Consider the following 21,520-nt stretch of genomic DNA (forward strand, 5'->3'; position numbering starts at 1 on the left):
TTGCCCCGTCGCGTCAGGCCAAACGACGTACGTCGACAAAATGACCTTCGATGGCCGCCGCAGCCGCCATCGCCGGGCTGACCAGGTGCGTGCGTCCACCGTTGCCCTGTCGCCCCTCGAAATTGCGATTCGACGTCGATGCGCAGCGCTCGCCCGGCTCGAGCCGGTCCGCGTTCATCGCCAGGCACATCGAGCACCCCGGCTCGCGCCATTCGAACCCGGCGTCCTTGAATACCTTGTCGAGCCCCTCGCGTTCGGCCTGCGCCTTCACGAGCCCGGAGCCCGGCACGACCAGTGCCAGCCGGATGTTTGGCGCAATGCGCCGCCCGAGCTGGCGCACCATGTGCGCGGCCGCGCGCAGATCCTCGATCCGCGCATTCGTGCAGGAGCCGATGAAGACCTTGTCGGGCTGGATCGCCTGAATCGGCGTATCGGGCTCCAACGCCATGTACTGGAGCGCACGCTCCATCGCATCGCGCTTGACCGGATCCTTCTCACGCCCCGGGTCCGGCACCCGTGCGTCGATCGAGGTGACCATCTCCGGCGACGTACCCCATGTCACTTGCGGCACGATCTGCGCGGCATCCAGTTCGACGACGCGCTCGAAGTACGCGCCTTCATCGGAGCGGAACGTGCGCCAATACTGCGCGGCCTGCTCGAACTCGGCCCCCTTCGGCGAGAACGGCCGCTCGCGCAGATAGTCGATTGTTGTGTCATCGACCGCCACCATCCCAGCACGCGCGCCGGCCTCGATGGCCATGTTGCACACGGTCATGCGACCTTCCATCGACAGCGCACGGATCGTCGAGCCGCCAAATTCAATCGCGTAACCAGTGCCGCCCGCCGTGCCGATGCGCCCGATGATCGCAAGTACGATGTCTTTGGCCGTGCATCCGCGCGGCAACACGCCATCGACTTGGATCAACATGTTCTTGCTTTTTTTCTGCAACAACGTCTGCGTGGCGAGCACGTGCTCGACCTCGGACGTGCCGATGCCGTGCGCGAGCGCGCCAAACGCGCCGTGCGTCGACGTGTGGGAATCGCCGCACACGATCGTCATGCCGGGCAACGTCGCGCCCTGCTCCGGGCCAATGATGTGAACGATGCCCTGCCGCTGGTCGTTCATCTTAAATTGCGTGATGCCATAGGCGTCACAGTTGGCGTCCAGCGTATCGACCTGCAGCTTGGACACTGGATCGACGATGCCGTGGCTGCGGTCGGTGGTCGGCACGTTGTGGTCCGACACCGCCAGGTTCGCGCTGATGCGCCACACCGGTCGCTGCGCGAGCTTTAGGCCTTCGAATGCCTGTGGCGAAGTCACCTCGTGCAACAGGTGCCGGTCGATATAGAGCAGCGTGGTGCCGTCTTCCTCGGTATGGACGACGTGCGAATCCCACAGTTTGTCATACAGGGTCTGGGGCATGGCGTTCAGTCTCGGGTCAGTGCTGGACCGTGGTATTGAAGGGACACCGTAGGTCGATGTTGCGTTGGTCCACGCACCGATTATGCCAGCAGCACGGGGCGATTCGCTACCCAATTGATAAAAAACTCTATTAAAAACATAGAGTTATGGTGGTATTCGCAATACCTGGATAAATACTGCCAGCATCATTGGCACACCCGAACAGCGTGTCTCGTGCGCTGTCCCGTGCGCCCAGCGCGGGAAAAGCATACGGGCCAGAGACGCCTGCCCGGCATCTCTGGCCCGCTCTGTCCTTGGCCTAATCGACGTTGACGGTCGGTTCACGCAGACCGGTAGTTCCGCAAACTGCCGATTCACACCAGACTGCTGGTTCATACAGACCGCCGGCGGCGCGCCGCGTGCCGCCGACTCTGACGGACGCAACGCACAGATCTGCTCTTACCGTTTGTCGATCGGCTTGGCCTCGCGCGGCGTATGACCGATGAACAATTGACGCGGACGACCGATTTTTTGCTCCGGCTCCGAGATCATCTCGCTCCACTGCGCGATCCAGCCTACCGTGCGGGCCATCGCGAAAACACATGTGAACATCGACGTCGGAATACCGAGCGCGCGCTGCACGATGCCGGAATAGAAGTCCACGTTCGGATACAGCTTGCGCGAGACGAAATACTCGTCCTCGAGTGCGATTTTCTCCAGCTCCATTGCCAACTTAAACAGCGGATCGTCGTGCAAACCAAGCTCGTTGAGCACTTCGTGGCACGTCTCGCGCATTAGCTTCGCGCGCGGATCGTAGTTCTTGTACACGCGATGGCCAAACCCCATCAGCTTGACGCCGGAGTTCTTATCCTTGACTTGCTTGATGAACTCGGGAATCCTATCCGACGAGCCGATTTCCTCGAGCATGTTCAGCGCCGCCTCATTGGCGCCGCCGTGTGCCGGCCCCCACAGACACGCAATACCGGCGGCGATACACGCGAACGGGTTCGCGCCGGACGAGCCGGCCAGCCGCACGGTCGACGTCGATGCGTTTTGCTCATGGTCCGCGTGCAGGATTAGAATGCGGTCGAGCGCGCGCACCAGCACGTCGTTGATCACATATTCCTCGCACGGGTTCGCGAACATCATGCGCATGAAGTTCGCGCTGTACGACAGGTCATTACGCGGATAGACGAACGGCTGACCGATGCTGTACTTGTAGGCCATCGCAACGAGCGTCGGCAGCTTCGCGATCATCCGGATCGCCGATACGTCACGATGACGCGGATCGTTGATGTTCAGCGAATCGTGGTAGAACGCCGACAGCGCACCAACCGCCGCCGTCAGGATAGCCATCGGATGCGCATCACGGCGAAAGCCTCGGAAGAAGAACTGCATCTGCTCGTGGACCATCGTGTGCTTGGCCACGGTGTCGACAAATTCCTTCTTCTGCTGTTTGTTCGGCAAATCGCCCTTGAGCAGCACATAACAAGTCTCGAGGAAGTCTGCATTCTGCGCCAGCTCGTCGATCGGATAGCCGCGGTACAGCAGCTCACCCTTGTCGCCATCGATGTAGGTGATCGAGGAGTTGCACGACGCAGTGGACATGAACCCCGGGTCATACGTGAATTTGCCGGTCTGGCCGTACAGCTTGCGGATGTCGATCGCATCGGGCCCCATCGTGCCCTTGTAGATCGGCAGTTCGACACTCGGCGAATTGTCGCTGAACGATAGCGTGGCTTTAACGTCTGACGGGGTCATGGCACATCCTCAATCGTGGTATAGGAAACAATTTGCGATATGACGCACGAATCACACCGTGCGCAGCCAACCCAGTACGCGCGCCACATCGGGTGTCGCAAGGGGTGCAGCGGGTTCGCTGCGCGAGAGCAATAGGTCCATCAGCTCGTTGTCGGATAGCTCCAGCAGTTGCGTAAGCGCGCCAACGTCCGCATCGCTGAGTTCATGTTCATATCGGCTGAAAAAACGCTCGAAAATCAGATCGTTTTCCAGCAGGCCGCGTCGCGCGCGCCAGCGCAGCCGCGCGCGACGAGTAGGGTCGGACTGATGAGAGGATGACACGTCAGCCTCAAACCGCCCGGCGCACCATCAGTTCCTTGATCTTGCCGATCGCCTTCGTCGGATTGAGCCCCTTCGGGCACACATCGACGCAGTTCATGATCGTGTGGCAACGGAACAGACGATACGGGTCTTCCAGGTTGTCTAGCCGCTCGCCGGTCGCCTGATCACGACTATCGGCGATGAATCGGTACGCTTGCAACAAGCCCGCCGGGCCGACGAACTTGTCCGGGTTCCACCAAAAGCTGGGGCAAGACGTCGAGCAGCTCGCGCACAGGATGCACTCGTACAGGCCGTCAAGCTCGTCACGCTCCTCAGGCGACTGCAACCGCTCCTTCTCCGGCGGCGGCGTGTCGTTGATTCAGGTACGGCTTGATCGAGTGATACTGGTTGAAGAACTGCGTGAAGTCGCAAATCAGGTCGCGCACCACCGGCAGCCCCGGCAACGGACGCAGCACGATCTTATGCGGCAGATCGTTCAGGTTCGTCAGGCACGCCAGCCCGTTCTTGCCGTTGATGTTCATCGCATCCGAACCACACACGCCTTCGCGACACGAGCGGCGGAACGAGATCGTCTCGTCGACGGCCTTGAGCTTGACCAGCGCGTCGAGCAGCATCCGGTCATGCGAGTCGAGCTCGATCTCGTACGTCTGCATGCGCGGCGCGGCGTCCTTATCCGGATCGTAGCGGTAAATTTCAAAAATACGTTTTGCCATGTTCGTTTCCTTTGACTTGCTGCGCGTCGCTCAAAAGGTCCGCGGCTTCGGGGGGACCGGGTCGACCGTCAACGGCTTCATGTGGACCGGCTTGTAGTCCAGACGGTCGCCTTCGCTGAACCACAGCGTATGGCGCAGCCAGTTTTCATCGTCGCGGTGCTCGTAGTCACTCTGCGCGTGCGCGCCGCGGCTTTCCTTGCGCGCCTCAGCCGACACCATCGTCGCACGGGCAACTTCGGTCAGGTTGGCCAACTCAAGCGCTTCGACGCGCGCAGTATTGAACACTTTCGACTTGTCCTTCAGATGCACGTCGCCAGCGCGCGCGCACACTTCACGGATCTTCACGACACCTTCAGCAAGCAGCTTGGACGTGCGGAACACACCCGCATGCGCCTGCATCGTCTTGCGGATGTCCGCCGCCACCGCCTGCGTGTACTCGCCCGACGTGGACGCATCGAGCTTGGCCAGCCGCGACAACGCAAAATCGGCCGCATCGGCCGGCAGCGGCTTATGCTCCTTCACGTCCTTCACGTGCTGGATGATGTGATTGCCCGCTGCGCGGCCGAACACCACGAGGTCCAGCAACGAGTTCGTGCCGAGCCGGTTCGCGCCGTGGACCGATACGCACGAGCATTCGCCGACCGCATAGAAGCCGTTGACCGGCTCCTTGTGGCCCTTCGGCGTGCCAACGACCTGGCCATGGAGATTGGTCGGGATACCGCCCATCTGGTAATGGATCGTCGGCACCACCGGAATCGGCTCCTTGATCGCATCGACGTTCGCGAACTTCAGCGCGATCTCGCGAATCGACGGCAGGCGCTTCATGATCGTTTCCGCGCCGATATGCGACAGGTCCAGCAGCACGTAGTCCTTGTTCGGACCACAGCCGCGTCCTTCCTTGATTTCCTGATCCATCGAGCGCGACACAAAATCGCGGGGCGCCAGGTCCTTCAGCGTCGGCGCGTAGCGCTCCATGAAGCGCTCACCGTTTGCGTTGCGCAGAATGCCGCCCTCGCCGCGCACCCCTTCGGTGATCAGCACGCCGGCGCCCGCAACGCCGGTCGGGTGGAACTGCCAGAATTCCATGTCCTGCAGCGCGATGCCCGCGCGCGCGGCCATCCCAAGACCGTCGCCGGTATTGATGAACGCGTTCGTCGACGCATTGAAGATGCGCCCGGCCCCGCCGGTCGCGAACAGCGTGCACTTGCCCTCGAGAATGTAGACGTCACCGGTTTCCATCTCGAGCGCAGTCACGCCGAGCACGTCGCCTTCGGCATCGCGGATCAGGTCCAGCGCCATCCATTCGACGAAGAAGTGTGTCTTGGCCTTCACATTCTGCTGGTACAACGTATGCAGCAGCGCGTGGCCGGTGCGGTCCGCAGCCGCGCAAGCGCGCTGCACCGGCTTCTCGCCATAGTTCGCGGTATGGCCACCGAATGGGCGCTGATAAATCGTGCCGTCCGGATTGCGGTCGAACGGCATGCCAAAGTGCTCAAGCTCGTAGACCGCGTTCGTCGCCTCGCGGCACATGAACTCGATCGCGTCCTGGTCGCCAAGCCAGTCCGAGCCCTTGATCGTGTCATAGAAGTGGTAGTGCCAGTTGTCCTCGCTCATGTTGCCCAGCGATGCGCCGATGCCGCCTTGCGCGGCCACCGTGTGCGAGCGGGTCGGGAACACTTTGGAGAGCACGGCCACCGACAGGCCAGCCTTCGCCAGTTGCAGCGACGCGCGCATCCCGGAGCCGCCCGCGCCGACGATCACCACGTCGAACTTGCGACGCGGCAGCGAATTCTTGATTGCAACCATGCTTTTAAACTCTCCAGAGAATCTGTGCGGCGTAGCCCGTGCACGCGACGAGCCAGACAATCGTCAGCACCTGCAGCACGAGCCGCACGCCGACCGGCTTCACGTAGTCCATCCAGATGTCGCGCACGCCGACCCAGGCGTGATAAAAGAGCGCGAGCAGCGTGACGAACGTCGCGAGCTTCATCCATTGGATCGAAAAGATCGCCGCCCAGCCGTCATACGAGAAGTTGCCGGCCAAGAAGAACCAAACGAGCAGGATGACCGTGTAGATCGCCATGATCATTGCGGTTGCGCGCTGCGCGATCCAGTCGCGCAGCCCATAGTGAGCGCCGACGACCAAGCGCTTCGAACCAATGCGGTGATTCGCTGCCATTTAAAACACTCCGAACAGTTTGAGCGCGACGGCAATCGTGAGCACCGACGACACCACGAACACGACGATCGACGTTTGCTTGCCGCCCTGCTTCGTGACCGCACGGTGCGTGTCCAGCAGCAGGTGGCGCAGCCCAGCACAGAAGTGGAACAGGTACGCCCACGACAGCACGAGCACAATCAGTTTGACCAGAGGATAGGAAAAGAAGGCTTTCAGGGACGCAAAGCTGAGCTCCGAAGTCAAGCTCTGCTCAAGCAGGTACAGCGAGAAAGGCAGCAGCAGGAACAGCAGCGCACCGCTGACACGATGCAAGATGGATACACGGCCCGCGAGCGGTAGCCGGTATCTCAGTATCTGGCCGATACTGATGTTCCGGTACTCCGGTCTTGGTTTTTTTACGGCTTCAGCCATTGCTAGACCCCAAGTTGAGACACTAACCCATAATTTTAACGCCTTTTCTTTTCGCGATGCATTGCAACAATGTTGCCCCGGTGTTGCCCCGGGCGCCAGCGTTGCAAGATTGCTTTGCCAGATGCGCAACAATAGGCATTGCGCCACGTATGCGGCGGGCGCTAGACCGGGCGGCCGCGCGTCGATGCCATCGTCTTTTTCTGTCAGCTCAAATCGTTTTGGTAATGGTATCCGGCCGTCACGTACCAGCCCCGCCGCACCTCGACCGGTCGATCACCGTACGTGTACGACACGCGATCGACCGACAGCAGCGGATAATCGGGCGCGACCCTCAGCAGCGTGGCCACTGCCGCGTCGGCGGCCACCGCGCGGATCTTTTCGGAAGCGCGGATCATCCGCGTGCCGAACTCCGTCTCGAACATCGCATACAGCGGCCCCTTGTATTCGGACAGCCGCTCCAGCGTGAGCCCGCGAAACATCGCACCGGGCAGCCAGATCTCATCGAGCACCGTCGGCTTGGCCTCGAACTCGAGCACGCGCTTGACCAGCACCACCGAGTCCGCGGGCTTAAGTTCCAGCTGCCGTGCGATCTCCGCCGGTGCGCGCAAGCGACGTACCTCCAACAGGCGGCTTTCGTGCGGCTGCAGCTCGCCCTGGTCGGGCAGCAGCCGCAGGAACCGGAACTGCACGCGGTCCTCGTTATGGGTCGCCACGAACGTGCCCTTACCCTGGCGGCGCACCAGCAGGTTGTCGGCGGCCAGCTCGTCGATCGCCTTGCGCACGGTGCCCTGGCTAACCCTGTAGCGCGCGGCCAGCTCCACCTCACTCGGAATCATCTCGCCTGGCTTCCACTCGCCCGACTCCAGGCTCTGCGTGATCAGCGCCTTGATCTGTTGATAAAGCGGGCTGAACGTGGGCGACGGCACACCCGCGGCCGGGCCGCGCTCGGTGCCGTTCGTCGTGTTGCCCGGGCTCGCGTGGTTCGAATTCATGGCGCTATTTCATCATGAAGGTCGCCGCACCGTCCATCTTTTTTCACCCTATTCATCTGTCTTATATAAGACATAAGATATGGTTGACTTTACCCCCTTCGGCTCCTAAACTGCTTTGCTATGCAATGCTTCGCGGCGTTGCCTTGCTGCGTGGCGTATCGCGTGTCGATCTAGCGTGATATGCCACGCAATGCTGAACGACCGAAATTTACCGGCACGCCCCGTTTAGCCGCGTGCGCGAGTACCGCATCCCCTCAGGTGACTCGCCCATGCGGCCAAACGAGACCGCGCTTCACCGACGCGCGACGAATGTCAGCTCGAGCATGCTGCAAAGAGCCACGCGGCGCGCTTAAAATGGCGTTCTTTGTTGCGTTCAACGTCTCGTCCTGGAGATTTATCAATGGCTAAGCCCGCTCAGCGCGTTGCCGTCACCGGCGCCGCAGGTCAAATTGGTTATTCGCTGCTATTTCGCATCGCCAATGGCGATCTACTTGGCAAGGACCAACCCGTCATCCTGCAACTGCTCGACCTGCCGCAGGCACAAGCCGCCGTCAAGGGCGTGGTGATGGAGCTTGAGGACTGCGCTTTCCCGCTGCTGTCCGGCGTGGTCGTCACTGACGATCCGAAAGTGGCATTCAAGGATGCCGACGTTGCGCTGCTGGTCGGTGCCCGCCCCCGCTCCAAGGGCATGGAGCGCAAGGACCTGCTGTCGGCCAACGCCGAAATCTTCACGGTGCAGGGCCGCGCGCTTAATGAGGTCGCCAGCCGCGACGTGAAGGTGCTGGTGGTCGGCAACCCAGCCAACACTAACGCCTATATCGCGATGAAGTCGGCGCCGGACTTGCCCAAGAAGAACTTCACCTCGATGCTGCGCTTGGATCACAACCGCGCGCTGTCGCAACTGGCCGCCAAGGCCGGCAAGCCGGTCGCCTCGATCGAGAAGCTCGTGGTATGGGGCAACCACTCGCCGACGATGTACCCGGATTTCCGCTTCGCGACGGCTGAGGGCCAGTCACTGACCCAGCTGATCAACGATGACGAATGGAACCGCAACGTGTTCATCCCGACGGTGGGCAAGCGCGGCGCGGCGATTATCGAGGCCCGCGGACTGTCGTCAGCCGCGTCCGCGGCCAATGCGGCAATCGATCACGTGCACGACTGGGTGCTCGGCTCCAACGGCAAGTGGGTCACGATGGGCGTGCCGTCCGACGGCTCGTACGGCATCCCGGAAGACATCATCTATGGCGTGCCGGTGATCACCGAGAACGGCGGGTACAAGCGCGTCGAGGGTCTGGAGATCGATGCTTTCTCGCGCGAGAAGATGGACGCCACGCTCAACGAGTTGCTTGAGGAGCGTGACGGCGTGCAGCACCTGCTCGGCTGAGCCCGGCACGCGCTTCACGCCGACGATGCACGCCTTGACGCCTGCCGATGTCCTGTTCGACGGCGAAACGCCGCCTGCCCTGCTGCCCGCGTGCGATCACTACGCGGGCAGCGAGAAGCTGATGCGCAAGTCGCTCGAGCTGCAGCAACGGCTCGGGCCGGTGTTCGACATCACGCTCGATTGTGAGGACGGCGCGCAGGTCGGGCGCGAGGCCGAACACGCGGCGCTGGTCGCCTCGCTATTGCACGGCGAGGGCAACCGCTTTGGCCGCGTTGGCGTGCGCATCCATGCGTACGATCATCCGCATTGGCGCGACGACGTGCGCATCGTGCTGCATGCGCCACGGTGCCCGCCCGCGTACATCATGTTGCCGAAGGTGCGTGGGCTGCACGAGGCGGCCGAGCAGTGCGCATTCATCGACGCGGTGCGCCGTGAGACCGGTCTGCACGCCCCCATCCCGGTTCATTTGCTCATCGAGACGCATGCCGCGCTCGACTCGGTATTTTCACTGGCCGCGCTGCCCGCCGTGCAATCGCTGTCGTTTGGCCTGATGGATTTCGTCTCCGCACATCACGGCGCGATTGCTGACGCCGCGATGCGCTCGCCGGGGCAATTCGACCATCCGCTGGTGCGCCGCGCCAAACTCGAGATCGCCGCGGCCTGCCATGCGCACGGCAAGGTGCCGTCGCATAACGTGACGACCGACGTGCGCGACGTGCAACGCGTCGCGCACGATGCCGCGCGGGCCCGCGACGAGTTCGGGTACACGCGGATGTGGAGCATCCATCCGGCGCAAATCGAGCCGATCGTCGCCGCCTTCGCCCCGCGCGACGACGAATTGGCGCTGGCCACCGACATCCTGCTTGCCGCACAGCAGGCGCAATGGGGGCCCATTCGCCACCGCGACACGCTGCACGACCGCGCGAGCTACCGCTATTACTGGTGCGTGCTTCGCCGTGCGAAGGCGGTCGGTCGGCCGCTTGCGCGCGACGTCGCCGTCTGGTTCACGCCTGCTGAGAACACTGGGTCGGACGCCACCGCGGCGAATCGCGCCGTAACGACAAACCCGATGTCGGTCCCATTGTTGAATAGGCGAGAATAGCGTCCGCCCCACGGCGCGCGCCGCCCGCGCGCCCGGTCGCCGCTTATTTTCAAGGTATTGATACAGATGAAGACACTCGCTATCGCCGCCGCCATCGGCGTGCTCTGCGCCACGCTATTCGTGACTGCCGACGCGTGCGCCGCCACGGCCGCCGCAACCGGCACCAGCTCCGCATCCGCCCAATCCAGCACAAGATCTGGCGCCCAATCCGGCACACAATCCGGAGCAAAGAAACCCGAGCCGAGCCATCGACTATCTAAGAAGCGCACCGCCAAGAAAGCCGCTGCGAAAACGATAGCCGACTTGGTGCCGGAAGGCGCAACAAAATGGCGCTGCGCAGACAACAACGCGTTTTTCCTGAGTGGCGACATGAAGCGCGACCAGATTGTCACCGTGCATTGGGCCGGCAAGAATTACAAGCTGCCGCGTGAGCAGACGACCACCGGCGCCGATCGCTTCCACGACGCGGCCACGGGACTCGATCTGATCGTCATCCCGACTAAGGCGATGCTGTTCTCCGATAAGAACAGCTCTCGACTGGCCGACGAATGTAAGACGCCCGAAATGGTCGCTGGCGCGCCGGCGCCGATCCAGACCGAGGCGCTCAAGCAGCGTCCGAGCCTGTTGCAAGGTCACTGAACGACGCCAGGCAGCATATCAGGGCCCCCGCCATGTCCCCGCCGATCTCAAACGTGCGACCTGAACCGGATGCTGGGCTGGTCGACATCGTCGACTACGTGCAACACTACCGCATCGACAGTGCGCTCGCGCTGGAGACGGCGCGCTGGATCCGGCCCGCCTCGAGGCGATGCCCGTCAACGAGTATGTCGATTTGTACGTGATTTGACTGAACCCACGCGTATCAACCCAAGGGAAACACCATGGCCCACAATCTCCACAAAACGCTCAAGGAATTCGATAGCGGCTCAGGCAAGGGTAAGTACTACTCGTTGCCGCAGCTCGGCAAGGCCCTCGGCATCAAGATCGACCGCCTGCCCGTGTCGATTCGTATCGTGCTCGAATCCGTGCTGCGCAATTACGATGGCAAGAAGATCAGCGAGGAGCACGTCAAGCAGTTGGCAAAGTGGCAACCCAACGCCGCGCGCACCGACGAGATTCCATTTGTCGTGTCGCGCGTCGTGTTGCAGGACTTCACCGGCGTGCCGCTGCTGGCCGACATCGCGGCAATGCGCGGCGTCGCGCAGCGCGCCGGCAAGAATCCGAAGCGCATCGAGCCGTTGGTGCCAGTCGACCTGGTTGTGGACCACTCAGTGCAAATCGACTACTTCCGGCAAAAGGATGCGCTGGACCTGAACATGAAGCTGGAGTTCGAGCGCAATAAGGAGCGCTACCAATTCATGAAATGGGGCATGCAGGCATTCGACACGTTCAAGGTCGTGCCACCGGGCGTGGGCATCGTGCACCAGGTGAACCTGGAATACCTGGCGCGTGGCGTGCACAAAAAGAGCGTGGACGGCGACACGGTCTATTATCCCGACACGCTGGTGGGCACTGACAGCCATACAACGATGATCAACGGCATCGGCGTGGTCGGCTGGGGCGTGGGCGGCATTGAGGCTGAGGCGGGCATGCTCGGCCAGCCGGTGTACTTCCTGACGCCTGACGTGGTCGGCGTTGAACTCAAAGGCCGGCTGCGCGAAGGCGTGACCGCGACGGACCTGGTGCTGACGATCACCGAGATGCTGCGCAAGGAGAAGGTGGTCGGCAAGTTCGTCGAATTCTTTGGCGAAGGTACCGCGTCGCTGACGCTGCCAGACCGCGCCACGATCGGCAACATGGCGCCGGAATATGGCGCGACGATGGGCTTCTTCCCGGTTGACAACAAGACGATCGACTACTTCAAGGGCACGGGCCGCACGAAGGAAGAAATCGCCGCGTTCGAGAACTACTTCAAGGCGCAGGAGCTGTATGGCATCCCAAGCGCCGGCCAAATCGACTACACGAAGACGCTGACGCTAGACCTGAGCACGGTCGCGCCATCGCTTGCCGGTCCCAAGCGTCCACAGGACCGGATCGAGATCGGCAACGTGAAGAGCACGTTCGCCGACCTGTTCTCGCTGCCGGTCGCGCAAAACGGTTTCGCGAAGAAAGCCGACGACCTGGGCAAGGTATACAAGACCACCGATGGCGTCGAGTTGAAGAACGGCGACGTGCTGATCGCCGCGATCACCTCGTGCACCAACACATCGAACCCGAGCGTGCTAATCGCCGCCGGCCTGCTCGCGAAAAAGGCCGTCGACGCGGGCCTCACGGTAGCCCCGCACATCAAGACGTCGCTCGCGCCGGGATCGCGGATCGTCACGGAGTATTTGAGCGCCACCGGTCTGCTGCCCTACCTAGAAAAGCTCGGCTTCACGGTCGCGGCGTACGGCTGCACGACCTGTATCGGCAACGCCGGTGACCTAACCGCGCCGCTCAACGAGGCAATCGTCAAGCATGATGTGGTCGCCGCCGCGGTGCTCTCGGGCAACCGTAACTTTGAGGCGCGGATCCATCCGAACATCCGCGCGAACTTCCTCGCCTCGCCGCCGCTGGTGGTCGCGTACGCAATCGCCGGCACGATCACACGCGATCTGATGACCGAGCCGGTCGGCAAGGGTAAGGGCGACCGCGACATCTACCTGGGCGACATCTGGCCGTCCAGCGATGAAGTGAACCAACTGCTCAAGTACGCGTTGGACGCGAAGAAGTTCAAGGAGGATTACTCGCAGTTGACCAAGAATGGCGATCTGTGGAGTCAGATCGAGGGCGCCGAGGGCCAAGTCTATAACTGGCCGAAGTCGACCTATATTGCCGAGCCGCCGTTCTTCGGCGAGCACTTCTCGATGCAACCGGCCAAATCGATCACGCCGGTCAAGAACGCCCGGGCACTCGGCATCTTCGGCGACTCGGTCACAACCGACCACATCAGTCCGGCCGGATCGATCAAGGAAGACTCGCCAGCTGGCCGCTGGTTGAAGGAGAACGGCGTGCAGAAGGCCGACTTCAACAGCTACGGCTCGCGGCGCGGCAACCACGATGTGATGATGCGCGGCACGTTCGCCAACGTGCGGATCAAGAACCTGATGATTCCGGCCAAGCCAGACGGCTCGCGGGTGGAAGGCGGCCTGACCATTCACCAGCCGAGCGGCGAACAGACGTCGATCTATGACGCCGCGATAAAGTACATCGCCGAAGGCACGCCGACCATCGTATTTGCCGGCGAAGAGTATGGTACCGGCTCATCGCGCGACTGGGCGGCCAAGGGCACGTACTTGCTCGGCGTGAAGGCGGTCGTGGCGCGCAGCTTCGAGCGCATCCACCGTTCGAACCTGGTGGGCATGGGCGTGCTGCCGCTGCAATTCGAGAATGAGGACAGCGTGCAGTCGCTCGGCATCACCGGCGAAGAGATCTACGACATTGAAGGTCTCACGGACGACTTCAAGCCACAACAGGAAGTCACGCTGGTCATCCGCGGCAAGAACGGCGTGAAGAAGGTGCCGGTGCTGCTGCGTATCGATACGCCGATCGAAGTGGACTACTACAAGCACGGCGGAATCCTGCCGTTCGTGCTGCGCCAGTTGCTCGCCGCCTGATGTGAGCTGCTGCCGGTGCCGCACCGCGCGGCACCGGCCCAACGAGAAATCGAGATGGTGACGCACCTATACTGCCCGAGCATCTCGTGTACTCGAAGCAGCTTGTTGGGCTCATGCAAGACAACAGCGCTACGCGTTCCACATCGCACGGCCGAATGCCTTCAATACCGAGGCACTCGAGCGAATCGGTGCGCTCTATCAAGTCGAAGCAGTCATCCGCGGCAAGCCTGCCGACGAGCGCGGCGCCTATCGCCAGTTGCACGCTAAGTCTTTGCTCGATCAGCTTCATACTTGGCTGAGCCAGATGCTTGCCACGCTCTCGCGTCAATCGGATACAAGCCGCGCCATTCTCTATGCGCTCAACCGCTGGAAGACGCTGACGCGCTACTGCGATGACGAACGACTTGAGATCGATAACCTGCCCGTTGAGCGCGCCCTGCGCGGCGTGGCTACCGGCCGGCGCACTACCTTTTCGCGAGTACCGATGTTTTAAAGTGGCAACCCTGTCTTCGCAGAGCGAATAGGGCGCCCGCCCTGATGACCGTGGAGCAGGCCACAACCCTTTCTCGCGCCAAGCGTTCGTCCAGTTCTAAACGGTCTTCTTGCTCACCTCTAACTGGGCCGCGATCTCGTGCACCCGTTGACCTGCGTCGAGCAGCAACAAGCCCTGCCCTCTGATCCGGAAGTCTTCATACGGATGCCGCAGCGCAAGCTCTCGCAAGGCTCGTTTCTCCACCTCGTTCAGTTCGCTGGTGCACTTCATCGGCAATGTCAGCTCGTTCTTCAGGTCACTGGCATCTGACTCTCATGCGAGTGCCGCAGATCGATCATCGCATCCAAGCGGCTACGAAAAAATCCGGTGTCCTACAAGAACTTGTCTGGCTCGCGCTCATCGGTGATATTTAAAACTCCTAGGAATTGCCCTTTTGGACTATCTTTCCGGCTATTGCACAAACCCTCGTTTGACTTCTGCGCCTGACCGCAACAGCATTTCAAACTCTTTTCAAGCTCGACTATTTAGCAACTGACTCAACATTTTTTCGTTATCGCGACACAATCTAGCGAGCTGCGGTATTTGCGCCTTGGCCGCTGCATAGCTGCCCAACTGGCCAGTGACAAACTTGCGTGGCGTCGGCTAAGCACGCAAGATCCGTCGGTTCTCACGTCTCGCCTCTGATGACAAGCAATTTGCGTGATGGATAGCAAGATCAGAATTGGGGTGCTTACCTCAGCGGCAGCACAAAATGAGTACCACGATCCCGGACCGGCTCATGCATCACTGCTCTCTGCTCGAGTTAGATGGGCATAGTTACCGACTCAAAGGGGCTAACAAAACCCTTGCATAAAAAACCAAAGAGCGTTAAATAACAACCTCATCCCGTTCCACAATGTAGAGGAATTTGCGCGACCGAACGTGGAAGGGTTTTTAACTGGCCGTCCGGACGGCCTCTTTCCTTCATTTATTCATTTTTTACTATTTAACAAATAGGAGTTAAAAATGAAAAAGGATTTTAAAAAGAAGGGTTTTACGAGTTCCCGCCGGAAGTTTATTTCTGATATGGCCATGTTATCTGCTTCGGGCATCGTTACTGGAGGGTGGTCGCCAATTTTTCAAATATCAGCCAACGCAAGTGAAATGTTGGTAAATTTCCCGATTGGGATACCAATTTATCAGCAGGCTTACGAGAACTGGAGCGGGGAAATATTTGTAGATAAAGTATGGACAGCGGCGCCTAAAACACCTAGCGACATCGTTTCCATTGTAAACTGGGCGAGATCAAATGATTATAAGATTCGTCCACGTGGATATATGCATAACTGGTCTCCGTTAATAATGAACTCGGATAGCAAGGCTTCTTCAGTCGTTTTACTTGACATGACGAAGAACCTGAATGCCGTATCAATTGACACGGCATCAAAACCAGCTCGAGTAACCGCGCAAACAGGCGTATCGATGGAGACCTTACTCGAAAAACTGGAAGCAGAAGGCCTAGGAATGACAGCCGTACCTGCTCCCGGCGACATTACGTTGGGAGGTGCACTAGCGATTGGTGCGCATGGCACTGCTGTGCCAGCCAAAGGAGAGAAATTATTATCAGGACATACCTATGGCTCTTTAAGCAACCTTATTCTATCGTTAAGTGCGGTAGTGTATGATGAAGCAAAGAGAGAATATATATTGAGGACGTTTTCCCGTGAAGAGGCAGATATTAGTGCATTCCTCACGCATATCGGACGAGCTTGCATTGTCGAGGTAACGATGCAAGTCGGGAAAAATCAGCGTTTACGCTGTCGGAGCTACGTTAATATTCCTGCCGATGAATTATTTGCAAAACCTATAATATCCAAGAGAACAACTGGATCGTTTCGCGATAAGATTTCTGCCAGGGAATTGTTTACAAAAACCGGAACATCCAAAAGAACAATTGAATCGTTTCTTGATAAATCTGGCAGAATAGAGATAATCTGGTTCCCATTTACAAGCAATCCATGGCTAAAAGTCTGGAGTATAAAACCAAATAAGCCATTATTCTCGCGCACTGTCACGAAGGCGAACAATTATCCATTTTCAGACTGGATTCCCACAGAATTATCTGATTTAATCAAGCGCATTGTCATTGACAACGAGGTAACTATTACTCCACATTTTGGCCAAAAGCAGTTGGCAATTACCACTGCAGGCTTGATTACCACGCATAGCCTGGATATCTGGGGATGGTCAAGAAACGTACTACAATACATTCGACCCAGCACACTGCGCGTTACTGCAAATGGCTATGCAGTCGTTACCAGTCGGGCTAACGTCCAGCGCGTCATTAGCGAGTTCGTCGAGAACTATCAGGAGCGCATTAATGCGTATCAGGAGCAAAGCCAATACCCAATCAATGGCCCGCTCGAAATTCGGGTGTCAGGGCTAGATAACCCGAATGATGTGAGCCCTAATAGTGTCACTGCTGCCCTGTCTATGCTTAAGCCACGCTTGGATAGACCCGATTGGAATATTGCGGTTTGGTTCGACATTTTGACTTTGCCTGGGACACCTCACGCGAATAAATTTTATCGCGAAACCGAACAGTGGATGCTTTCAAATTATGCAGGCTCCTATGCAACAATGCGACCAGAATGGTCTAAGGGTTGGGCATATACAGATTCGTCAGCCTGGGAGGATTACACGACGATTAGCACAACGATCCCGAATATTTATAGGGAGGGCCAAATCGATCAGGAGAAAGATTGGGATAAAGCTATCAGGACACTCAATAAATACGATCCTAACCGTATCTTCTCGTCGGCGTTGCTCGATAAGCTATTGCCTTCAGGAGTATAAATGATAGAGTTTCTGGAAATATAATGGGTGTTTTTGCAATAAGGTCGAAAGCTCGAAGCGAGCCGCAGACGTCGCACAGGACCGGCGAAACCGGTGTGGCTGTACCGGTGCGGCAATGGAAAGGCCCGATGCCACGACGTCGGGCTTTTTTGACTTCGCGCGCCTCAGGCGGCAACTGGCGACACGAGGATCTTGACATTCGTGTCCTTATTGTTGACCAACTCCTCGAACCCTTTGCTGACGATGTCAGACAGCGCGATGCGACCGGTAATCAGCGGCTGCACGTCGATGCACCCATCCGCAACATAGCGGATCACGTCGGCGAATTCGCCGTTGTAGGCTAGCGAGCCGATGACTGCCTTCTCGGTCGAGACGATCTCACAGAAGTTGAACTCGCTCGGCTCCTCAAAGATACCGACCATCACGCATTTGCCGGCCTTGCGGATGACGTCGATCGCCAGCTTGGCCGTGGTGCGATGGCCAATGCATTCGAACGACACGTCCGCGCCATAGCCACCAGTCAACGCGCGCACCTGTTCAATCGCGTCACCCTGACTTGGATCGATCACCGTCGTGGCGCCGACCTCCAGCGCCTTCTTCTTGCGCGCGGTGGACATTTCAAGCGCGATGACACGGCCGGCACCAGCGGTCTTAGCGGACATGATCGTGCACAATCCGATAGTGCCGGCGCCCACCACCACCACGGTCTGCCCGGCAATGCTGCCAGCCTTCTTCACCGCGTGCAGCCCAACGGCGAGCGGCTCGATCAGCGCACCGGCCTCGATCGGAAAATCATCCGGCAGTTTATAGAGCAATTCCGCCGGCACATTCACGTACTCGGCGAACGCCCCGTTGTTCATCAGGCCGGTGAACGCCAGGTTCTCGCAAATGTTGTACAGGCCCTGCTTGCAGTAGTAGCACGTGCCGCAGTGCTGGCACGCATCCGCCGTGACCCGCTCGCCGACGCGCCAACCGCTTACGCCGGCGCCGATCTCAGCGATCTCGCCACTGAATTCATGCCCGAGGATGCATTGGCCCTTCAGCCCGGTCAGCGGGTGAGGACGCTCGACCGGGATGAATACCGGTCCCGCCACATATTCATGCAGGTCGGAGCCGCAGATACCGCACCAGTGCACCCGAATCTTGACCCACCCTGGCGGGGGCGCGTCGGGAACCCGCACCTGCTCGACGCGGATATCCTTGCGGCCGCGCCAAACGGCGGCTTTCATGCTGGGTTGCTGTACGGGAGTTGTGTCGTTCACGATTGTGCCTCCATCCTAGTTGGGCGACGCTAAATCAACGAATGGGCCGGCTGGGCGCCACGCGTGCCGTATGCCGTATGCCGTATGCCGCATGCCGCATGCCGCATGCCGCATGCCGTGTGCCGTGTGCCGTGTGCCGTGTGCCGTGTGCCGTGTGCCGTGTGCCGTGTGCCGTGTGCCGTGTGCCGTGTGCCGTGTGCCGTGTGCCGCATGCCGTGTGCCTGCGTGCTATGTGCGCTACGCCTGCGTGCTGAGGTCTTAGCGCGCCGCGTCCGTTATGCCCGCATGCTTGCGCGACGGCCGTTACTTGTGCGCTAGTACGCCAATGCAGGAAAGGTGCCAGCCGGCGGACCTACGGCAGGCTCTTCCACGAGCGGCATGATGTGGCAGCACAACAGGCCCGCAAAAGGCGGTGTATCAAAGCAATTCGAAATCTGCCATGGCCGCGATGCTGCATCGCGCAATGCCGTCCAGCAGGACGCGGCAGGCCGCCGGCGGCCTGCGCCGAGACGCGGCGTCGCAGCGCACATGAGACCGTCGTCTCTGTCGTTTTTCCGTGCTTGTTTGGCCTTCCTCGCGACCGAAACCCATGGCAACGCGCTCAAGAGACGTGTGTATCAGGCAAGCGGCGCGGCATCGGCACGACGCGGGCCTGCTGCAGCATCGCAGAGGCGCCATGGCGCGAAAGCCCGCCTCCATGGACGACGGAAAATGTGCCGTCAGCCCCGATCGGGACTAAAATACAAGGTTCTCCGCACCTGAATTGGCACACCATGCGCTCGCGTATCGCTAAACGTCTCCCACCCGACGCCGACAAGCTGGTCGGACTGTCGCTCGCGCTTTTTGCGTCCGGCAGCCGCATCGAAGACCACTTCTGGGAAGCAAAGCTCGATGCGCTCATCGAAAAAATCATCCGCAATGGCAACCAGACGACACTAGATGCCGCTCTAGACCATCTGCAGCAAAACCATGCGGACGCCTATGGCGCCCTCGCTGACATGGCCGAGACCCATAGCGAATCGTTCCGCATCGAGCACGACGGTCAACCGTACGACGTGCTGTTGATCGCGGCGCCGGTGCTCACCTGGACGCGTTACATGATCCCGTCCGGCCCGCTGAAAGGCGACATCGTCGATGCGCTGCGTGCACAGTTGCAAGCGCACATCTTCGCGGCACGGGCGCGCATCGCGTTGGCGCCGTACCTGTACAGCATCGACCAATTACCGCGTCATCATGTCGAGACGTTCCGGCTCGCGCAGCAACTTGGCCAAGCGGCGCTGAGCGGCGGCACGATCAAGATGAATCTCGGCGACCTTCCGGAAACGTCGCCGATCCTCGCCGATCCACGCTTTCTGCTATCCGTGGTCGCCGCGCCGGCCGGCGAGCCACTGTTTCGCTGGCAGGAGGAGGAGAACGGCGCACGTGTCGAGCGCGGGCAATGCCTGGAACAATGGCGTGCACAAGGCGGCCCAAACCTATCGGGCGTGCTGCCCGGCTGCGAATTCGACTGCCTGCTGCCGGACGCGTATTACTCAGCTTGCCGCGACGCGGACGAGCAAATCCGCCCGCATACCGTGCGCACCGCAGTCAGGTATTTGGGCGATACGATCGGCGCTAAACCGGATGAATTGCGTGCGGTTGTCGCCGGCTTCGGCGAACGGCGCGTAGACGAATATCGAATCGCCTTCACCCGGCGCGGCAGCAACGACGTGATCTACGGCGTGGTATGGCCACTGTACGGCCGCGAGAACGGCGATCTCGGCCCGGATGACGACGTGCCGCCTGACGAGGATCCGGCCGGCGGCATGCTCGACGATGTCATCGGATTGCTTAAGGAAATCGGTGTCACCGATATCCGCCGTCACGCGGCACGATTTGAACCGGAGTACTGCGACGATTGTGGCGTGCCACTGTATGCCGACCCACTCGGCGAGATCGTGCATGCCGAAATGCCTGAGGATGCCGAACCAGCGCAACCTCACTTCCACTAAGAACTAAGACCCTCGTTTCTCCCGCCCGCCACGTGCGTCGCGTTATCGGCCGAAGCGCCGTCGCGACGCAGCCCGACTGGCCTTTTGGCTAATGCCGGCCGAAGGCTGTTCTTGCCATCATTGATCTCTGACGCCCGCCGCGCTGGCCAACGCGGCGGCGCGGTTGTGTGGACTCAGTCAGGGAGAAGTGGTCATGAAAGTCTGCTTGCTGAATGAGCAAGCCGAGAGGCGCGAAGGGCTGAAAACATTGCTGCGCCAGATCAATCGACATGCATCATTCTACGATGCACGTGACTGGCGGCAAGCGCAGCGCATACTGCAACATGCCTGCCCGGACATGCTCGTCATCGACTGGCAAGACGGGATGAACGTGCAGGATATCTTTGATCTCCGGCGCCATTATCCTAACCTGCCGATCGCGGCGTTAGTCGATGATGACAGCCCAACGCGGGTCAAATCGCTAGTCGACGCTGGCGTGCTCGGCGTCGTGCCGCGGCGCCTCAATCCGCGTCTCATCGTTCGCGCGTTTGAGATCGTGCTGCTGGGCGGGCACTACGTGCCGCCCAGTGGGCTGAATCTGCACACGCCCACCGTCGTGCCGATCAATGCATACGAGGACAGCTCGCTGAACCGAGCGGCCTGCCGGCGCCAAAGTGCGTCGCCCGGCCTACTGTCGCCGCGCCAGGAGCAAATCCTACGGCTCGTGCACATGGGTGCGACCAACAAAAGCATTGCACGCGCGCTGGGCATCAGCGAAGGAACGGTCAAGATCCATCTCGGCGCGATCTTCGAGAAGCTCGGCGCGACCAACCGCGCGGCTGCGGTGGCGATCTACAACGGCTGGCAGACTAGCGCGCTGGAAGTGCTGCGCGATGCGACCCAGCAGGCGCGGCAGCCGGTCTACGGCGAGGCCGGGCCGACGCCGCTGCGCGCGGCCACCCGCGAGCATCGGCGGCGCGACGCAGCCAATGGGCGCGACCACACAGTACTGCAAGCCGCGGAGCCGGACGGCGTGCCCTACAAGGTGATTCCACGCAAGCGTCGCTGAATCGCAACGCCGCGTGCAGATGTGCGATCT

The 21,520-nt window shown here is 60.2% G+C and carries 17 protein-coding genes and 4 pseudogenes; 10 read left to right on the forward strand and 11 right to left on the reverse strand.

The features are described 5' to 3' along the window. Nucleotides 1-13: 13 nt before the first annotated feature. From leuC to RBRH_RS08840, 8 genes and pseudogenes are all read right to left on the reverse strand, one after another. A complete protein-coding gene (gene leuC / locus RBRH_RS08805; RefSeq protein WP_041753709.1) occupies nucleotides 14-1,423 on the reverse strand; it encodes a 3-isopropylmalate dehydratase large subunit in 1,410 nt (469 codons plus the stop codon). A 438-nt stretch (nucleotides 1,424-1,861) separates the two neighbouring features. After that, nucleotides 1,862-3,163 (reverse strand): citrate synthase, encoded by a 1,302-nt coding sequence (gene gltA, locus RBRH_RS08810; RefSeq protein ID WP_013435842.1) that lies wholly within the window; start codon nucleotides 3,161-3,163, stop codon nucleotides 1,862-1,864. A 51-nt stretch (nucleotides 3,164-3,214) separates the two neighbouring features. Beyond that, entirely contained in the window at nucleotides 3,215-3,484 is a 270-nt protein-coding gene (locus RBRH_RS08815; protein ID WP_013435843.1) for an FAD assembly factor SdhE, read from the reverse strand. 7 nt (nucleotides 3,485-3,491) lie between these two features. Then, nucleotides 3,492-4,122 (reverse strand): annotated as a pseudogene (locus tag RBRH_RS08820) (succinate dehydrogenase iron-sulfur subunit). Between the two features lie 105 nt (nucleotides 4,123-4,227). Then, the gene (gene sdhA, locus RBRH_RS08825; protein WP_013435846.1) at nucleotides 4,228-6,003 is read right to left on the reverse strand and encodes a succinate dehydrogenase flavoprotein subunit; all 1,776 of its coding nucleotides are present in this window, start codon (nucleotides 6,001-6,003) and stop codon (nucleotides 4,228-4,230) included. Between the two features lie 4 nt (nucleotides 6,004-6,007). Then, nucleotides 6,008-6,376 (reverse strand): succinate dehydrogenase, hydrophobic membrane anchor protein, encoded by a 369-nt coding sequence (gene sdhD, locus RBRH_RS08830; protein ID WP_013435847.1) that lies wholly within the window; start codon nucleotides 6,374-6,376, stop codon nucleotides 6,008-6,010. Continuing rightward, nucleotides 6,377-6,787, reverse strand: a complete 411-nt coding sequence (sdhC, locus tag RBRH_RS08835) for a succinate dehydrogenase, cytochrome b556 subunit (RefSeq protein ID WP_041753710.1) — start codon at nucleotides 6,785-6,787, stop codon at nucleotides 6,377-6,379. Nucleotides 6,788-6,990: 203 nt separating this feature from the next. Then, nucleotides 6,991-7,779, reverse strand: coding sequence for a GntR family transcriptional regulator (locus RBRH_RS08840; protein WP_013435849.1), 789 nt, complete (start codon nucleotides 7,777-7,779; stop codon nucleotides 6,991-6,993). 400 nt (nucleotides 7,780-8,179) lie between these two features. Here RBRH_RS08840 and RBRH_RS08845 point away from each other — a divergent pair, with 400 nt between their 5' ends. From RBRH_RS08845 to RBRH_RS17325, 6 genes and pseudogenes are all read left to right on the forward strand, one after another. Further along, on the forward strand, nucleotides 8,180-9,163 hold the full coding sequence (locus RBRH_RS08845) for a malate dehydrogenase (RefSeq protein ID WP_041753711.1): 984 nt from the start codon (nucleotides 8,180-8,182) through the stop codon (nucleotides 9,161-9,163). A gap of 25 nt (nucleotides 9,164-9,188) precedes the next feature. Continuing rightward, entirely contained in the window at nucleotides 9,189-10,265 is a 1,077-nt protein-coding gene (locus RBRH_RS08850; protein ID WP_049786470.1) for an HpcH/HpaI aldolase/citrate lyase family protein, read from the forward strand. A gap of 66 nt (nucleotides 10,266-10,331) precedes the next feature. Continuing rightward, on the forward strand, nucleotides 10,332-10,904 hold the full coding sequence (locus RBRH_RS08855; protein WP_013435853.1) for a hypothetical protein: 573 nt from the start codon (nucleotides 10,332-10,334) through the stop codon (nucleotides 10,902-10,904). A 32-nt stretch (nucleotides 10,905-10,936) separates the two neighbouring features. Beyond that, entirely contained in the window at nucleotides 10,937-11,107 is a 171-nt protein-coding gene (locus RBRH_RS18960; protein ID WP_013435854.1) for a 2-methylcitrate dehydratase, read from the forward strand. A 39-nt stretch (nucleotides 11,108-11,146) separates the two neighbouring features. Further along, complete coding sequence (acnA, locus tag RBRH_RS08860; RefSeq protein WP_013435855.1) at nucleotides 11,147-13,861, forward strand: aconitate hydratase AcnA; 2,715 nt, start codon at nucleotides 11,147-11,149, stop codon at nucleotides 13,859-13,861. Between the two features lie 85 nt (nucleotides 13,862-13,946). Then, nucleotides 13,947-14,347: pseudogene (locus RBRH_RS17325) on the forward strand (IS66 family transposase); the annotation flags it as partial. A gap of 103 nt (nucleotides 14,348-14,450) precedes the next feature. Here the strand turns inward: RBRH_RS17325 and RBRH_RS18965 are convergent. Further along, nucleotides 14,451-14,624 carry a hypothetical protein gene (locus RBRH_RS18965; protein ID WP_157864412.1) on the reverse strand — a complete coding sequence of 58 codons (174 nt, stop codon included), beginning with the start codon at nucleotides 14,622-14,624 and terminating at the stop codon, nucleotides 14,451-14,453. Between the two features lie 300 nt (nucleotides 14,625-14,924). Further along, nucleotides 14,925-15,032, reverse strand: a pseudogene (locus RBRH_RS21565) (IS6 family transposase); the annotation flags it as partial. Nucleotides 15,033-15,070: 38 nt separating this feature from the next. Here RBRH_RS21565 and RBRH_RS19925 point away from each other — a divergent pair. Both RBRH_RS19925 and RBRH_RS08875 read left to right on the forward strand, forming a co-directional pair. Beyond that, nucleotides 15,071-15,207, forward strand: a pseudogene (locus RBRH_RS19925) (ATP-binding protein); the annotation flags it as partial. A gap of 152 nt (nucleotides 15,208-15,359) precedes the next feature. Then, nucleotides 15,360-17,189, forward strand: a complete 1,830-nt coding sequence (locus RBRH_RS08875; RefSeq protein ID WP_013435859.1) for a cholesterol oxidase substrate-binding domain-containing protein — start codon at nucleotides 15,360-15,362, stop codon at nucleotides 17,187-17,189. Between the two features lie 164 nt (nucleotides 17,190-17,353). Here the strand turns inward: RBRH_RS08875 and RBRH_RS08880 are convergent, their stop codons facing one another. Then, nucleotides 17,354-18,418 (reverse strand): 2,3-butanediol dehydrogenase, encoded by a 1,065-nt coding sequence (locus RBRH_RS08880; protein WP_041753713.1) that lies wholly within the window; start codon nucleotides 18,416-18,418, stop codon nucleotides 17,354-17,356. Between the two features lie 806 nt (nucleotides 18,419-19,224). Here RBRH_RS08880 and RBRH_RS08885 point away from each other — a divergent pair. Together RBRH_RS08885 and RBRH_RS08890 are read left to right on the forward strand one after the other, a co-directional pair. After that, nucleotides 19,225-20,442, forward strand: a complete 1,218-nt coding sequence (locus RBRH_RS08885) for a DUF2863 family protein (protein WP_041753714.1) — start codon at nucleotides 19,225-19,227, stop codon at nucleotides 20,440-20,442. Between the two features lie 193 nt (nucleotides 20,443-20,635). After that, complete coding sequence (locus tag RBRH_RS08890) at nucleotides 20,636-21,490, forward strand: response regulator transcription factor (RefSeq protein WP_041753715.1); 855 nt, start codon at nucleotides 20,636-20,638, stop codon at nucleotides 21,488-21,490. The last annotated feature ends 30 nt before the right edge of the window (nucleotides 21,491-21,520 follow it).

The organism is Mycetohabitans rhizoxinica HKI 454, from assembly GCF_000198775.1.
In the GTDB taxonomy this organism is placed as follows: Bacteria; Pseudomonadota; Gammaproteobacteria; order Burkholderiales; family Burkholderiaceae; genus Mycetohabitans; species Mycetohabitans rhizoxinica.

Coding starts and splice junctions, on each gene's coding strand:
- leuC (WP_041753709.1), bottom strand. CDS start 1,423: ATGCCCCAGACCCTGTATGACAAACTGTGGGATTCGCACGTCGTCCAT.
- gltA (WP_013435842.1), bottom strand. CDS start 3,163: ATGACCCCGTCAGACGTTAAAGCCACGCTATCGTTCAGCGACAATTCG.
- sdhA (WP_013435846.1), bottom strand. CDS start 6,003: ATGGTTGCAATCAAGAATTCGCTGCCGCGTCGCAAGTTCGACGTGGTG.
- sdhD (WP_013435847.1), bottom strand. CDS start 6,376: ATGGCAGCGAATCACCGCATTGGTTCGAAGCGCTTGGTCGTCGGCGCT.
- sdhC (WP_041753710.1), bottom strand. CDS start 6,787: ATGGCTGAAGCCGTAAAAAAACCAAGACCGGAGTACCGGAACATCAGT.
- RBRH_RS08840 (WP_013435849.1), bottom strand. CDS start 7,779: ATGAATTCGAACCACGCGAGCCCGGGCAACACGACGAACGGCACCGAG.
- RBRH_RS08845 (WP_041753711.1), top strand. CDS start 8,180: ATGGCTAAGCCCGCTCAGCGCGTTGCCGTCACCGGCGCCGCAGGTCAA.
- RBRH_RS08850 (WP_049786470.1), top strand. CDS start 9,189: ATGCACGCCTTGACGCCTGCCGATGTCCTGTTCGACGGCGAAACGCCG.
- RBRH_RS08855 (WP_013435853.1), top strand. CDS start 10,332: ATGAAGACACTCGCTATCGCCGCCGCCATCGGCGTGCTCTGCGCCACG.
- RBRH_RS18960 (WP_013435854.1), top strand. CDS start 10,937: ATGTCCCCGCCGATCTCAAACGTGCGACCTGAACCGGATGCTGGGCTG.
- acnA (WP_013435855.1), top strand. CDS start 11,147: ATGGCCCACAATCTCCACAAAACGCTCAAGGAATTCGATAGCGGCTCA.
- RBRH_RS18965 (WP_157864412.1), bottom strand. CDS start 14,624: ATGAAGTGCACCAGCGAACTGAACGAGGTGGAGAAACGAGCCTTGCGA.
- RBRH_RS08875 (WP_013435859.1), top strand. CDS start 15,360: ATGAAAAAGGATTTTAAAAAGAAGGGTTTTACGAGTTCCCGCCGGAAG.
- RBRH_RS08880 (WP_041753713.1), bottom strand. CDS start 18,418: ATGAAAGCCGCCGTTTGGCGCGGCCGCAAGGATATCCGCGTCGAGCAG.
- RBRH_RS08885 (WP_041753714.1), top strand. CDS start 19,225: ATGCGCTCGCGTATCGCTAAACGTCTCCCACCCGACGCCGACAAGCTG.
- RBRH_RS08890 (WP_041753715.1), top strand. CDS start 20,636: ATGAAAGTCTGCTTGCTGAATGAGCAAGCCGAGAGGCGCGAAGGGCTG.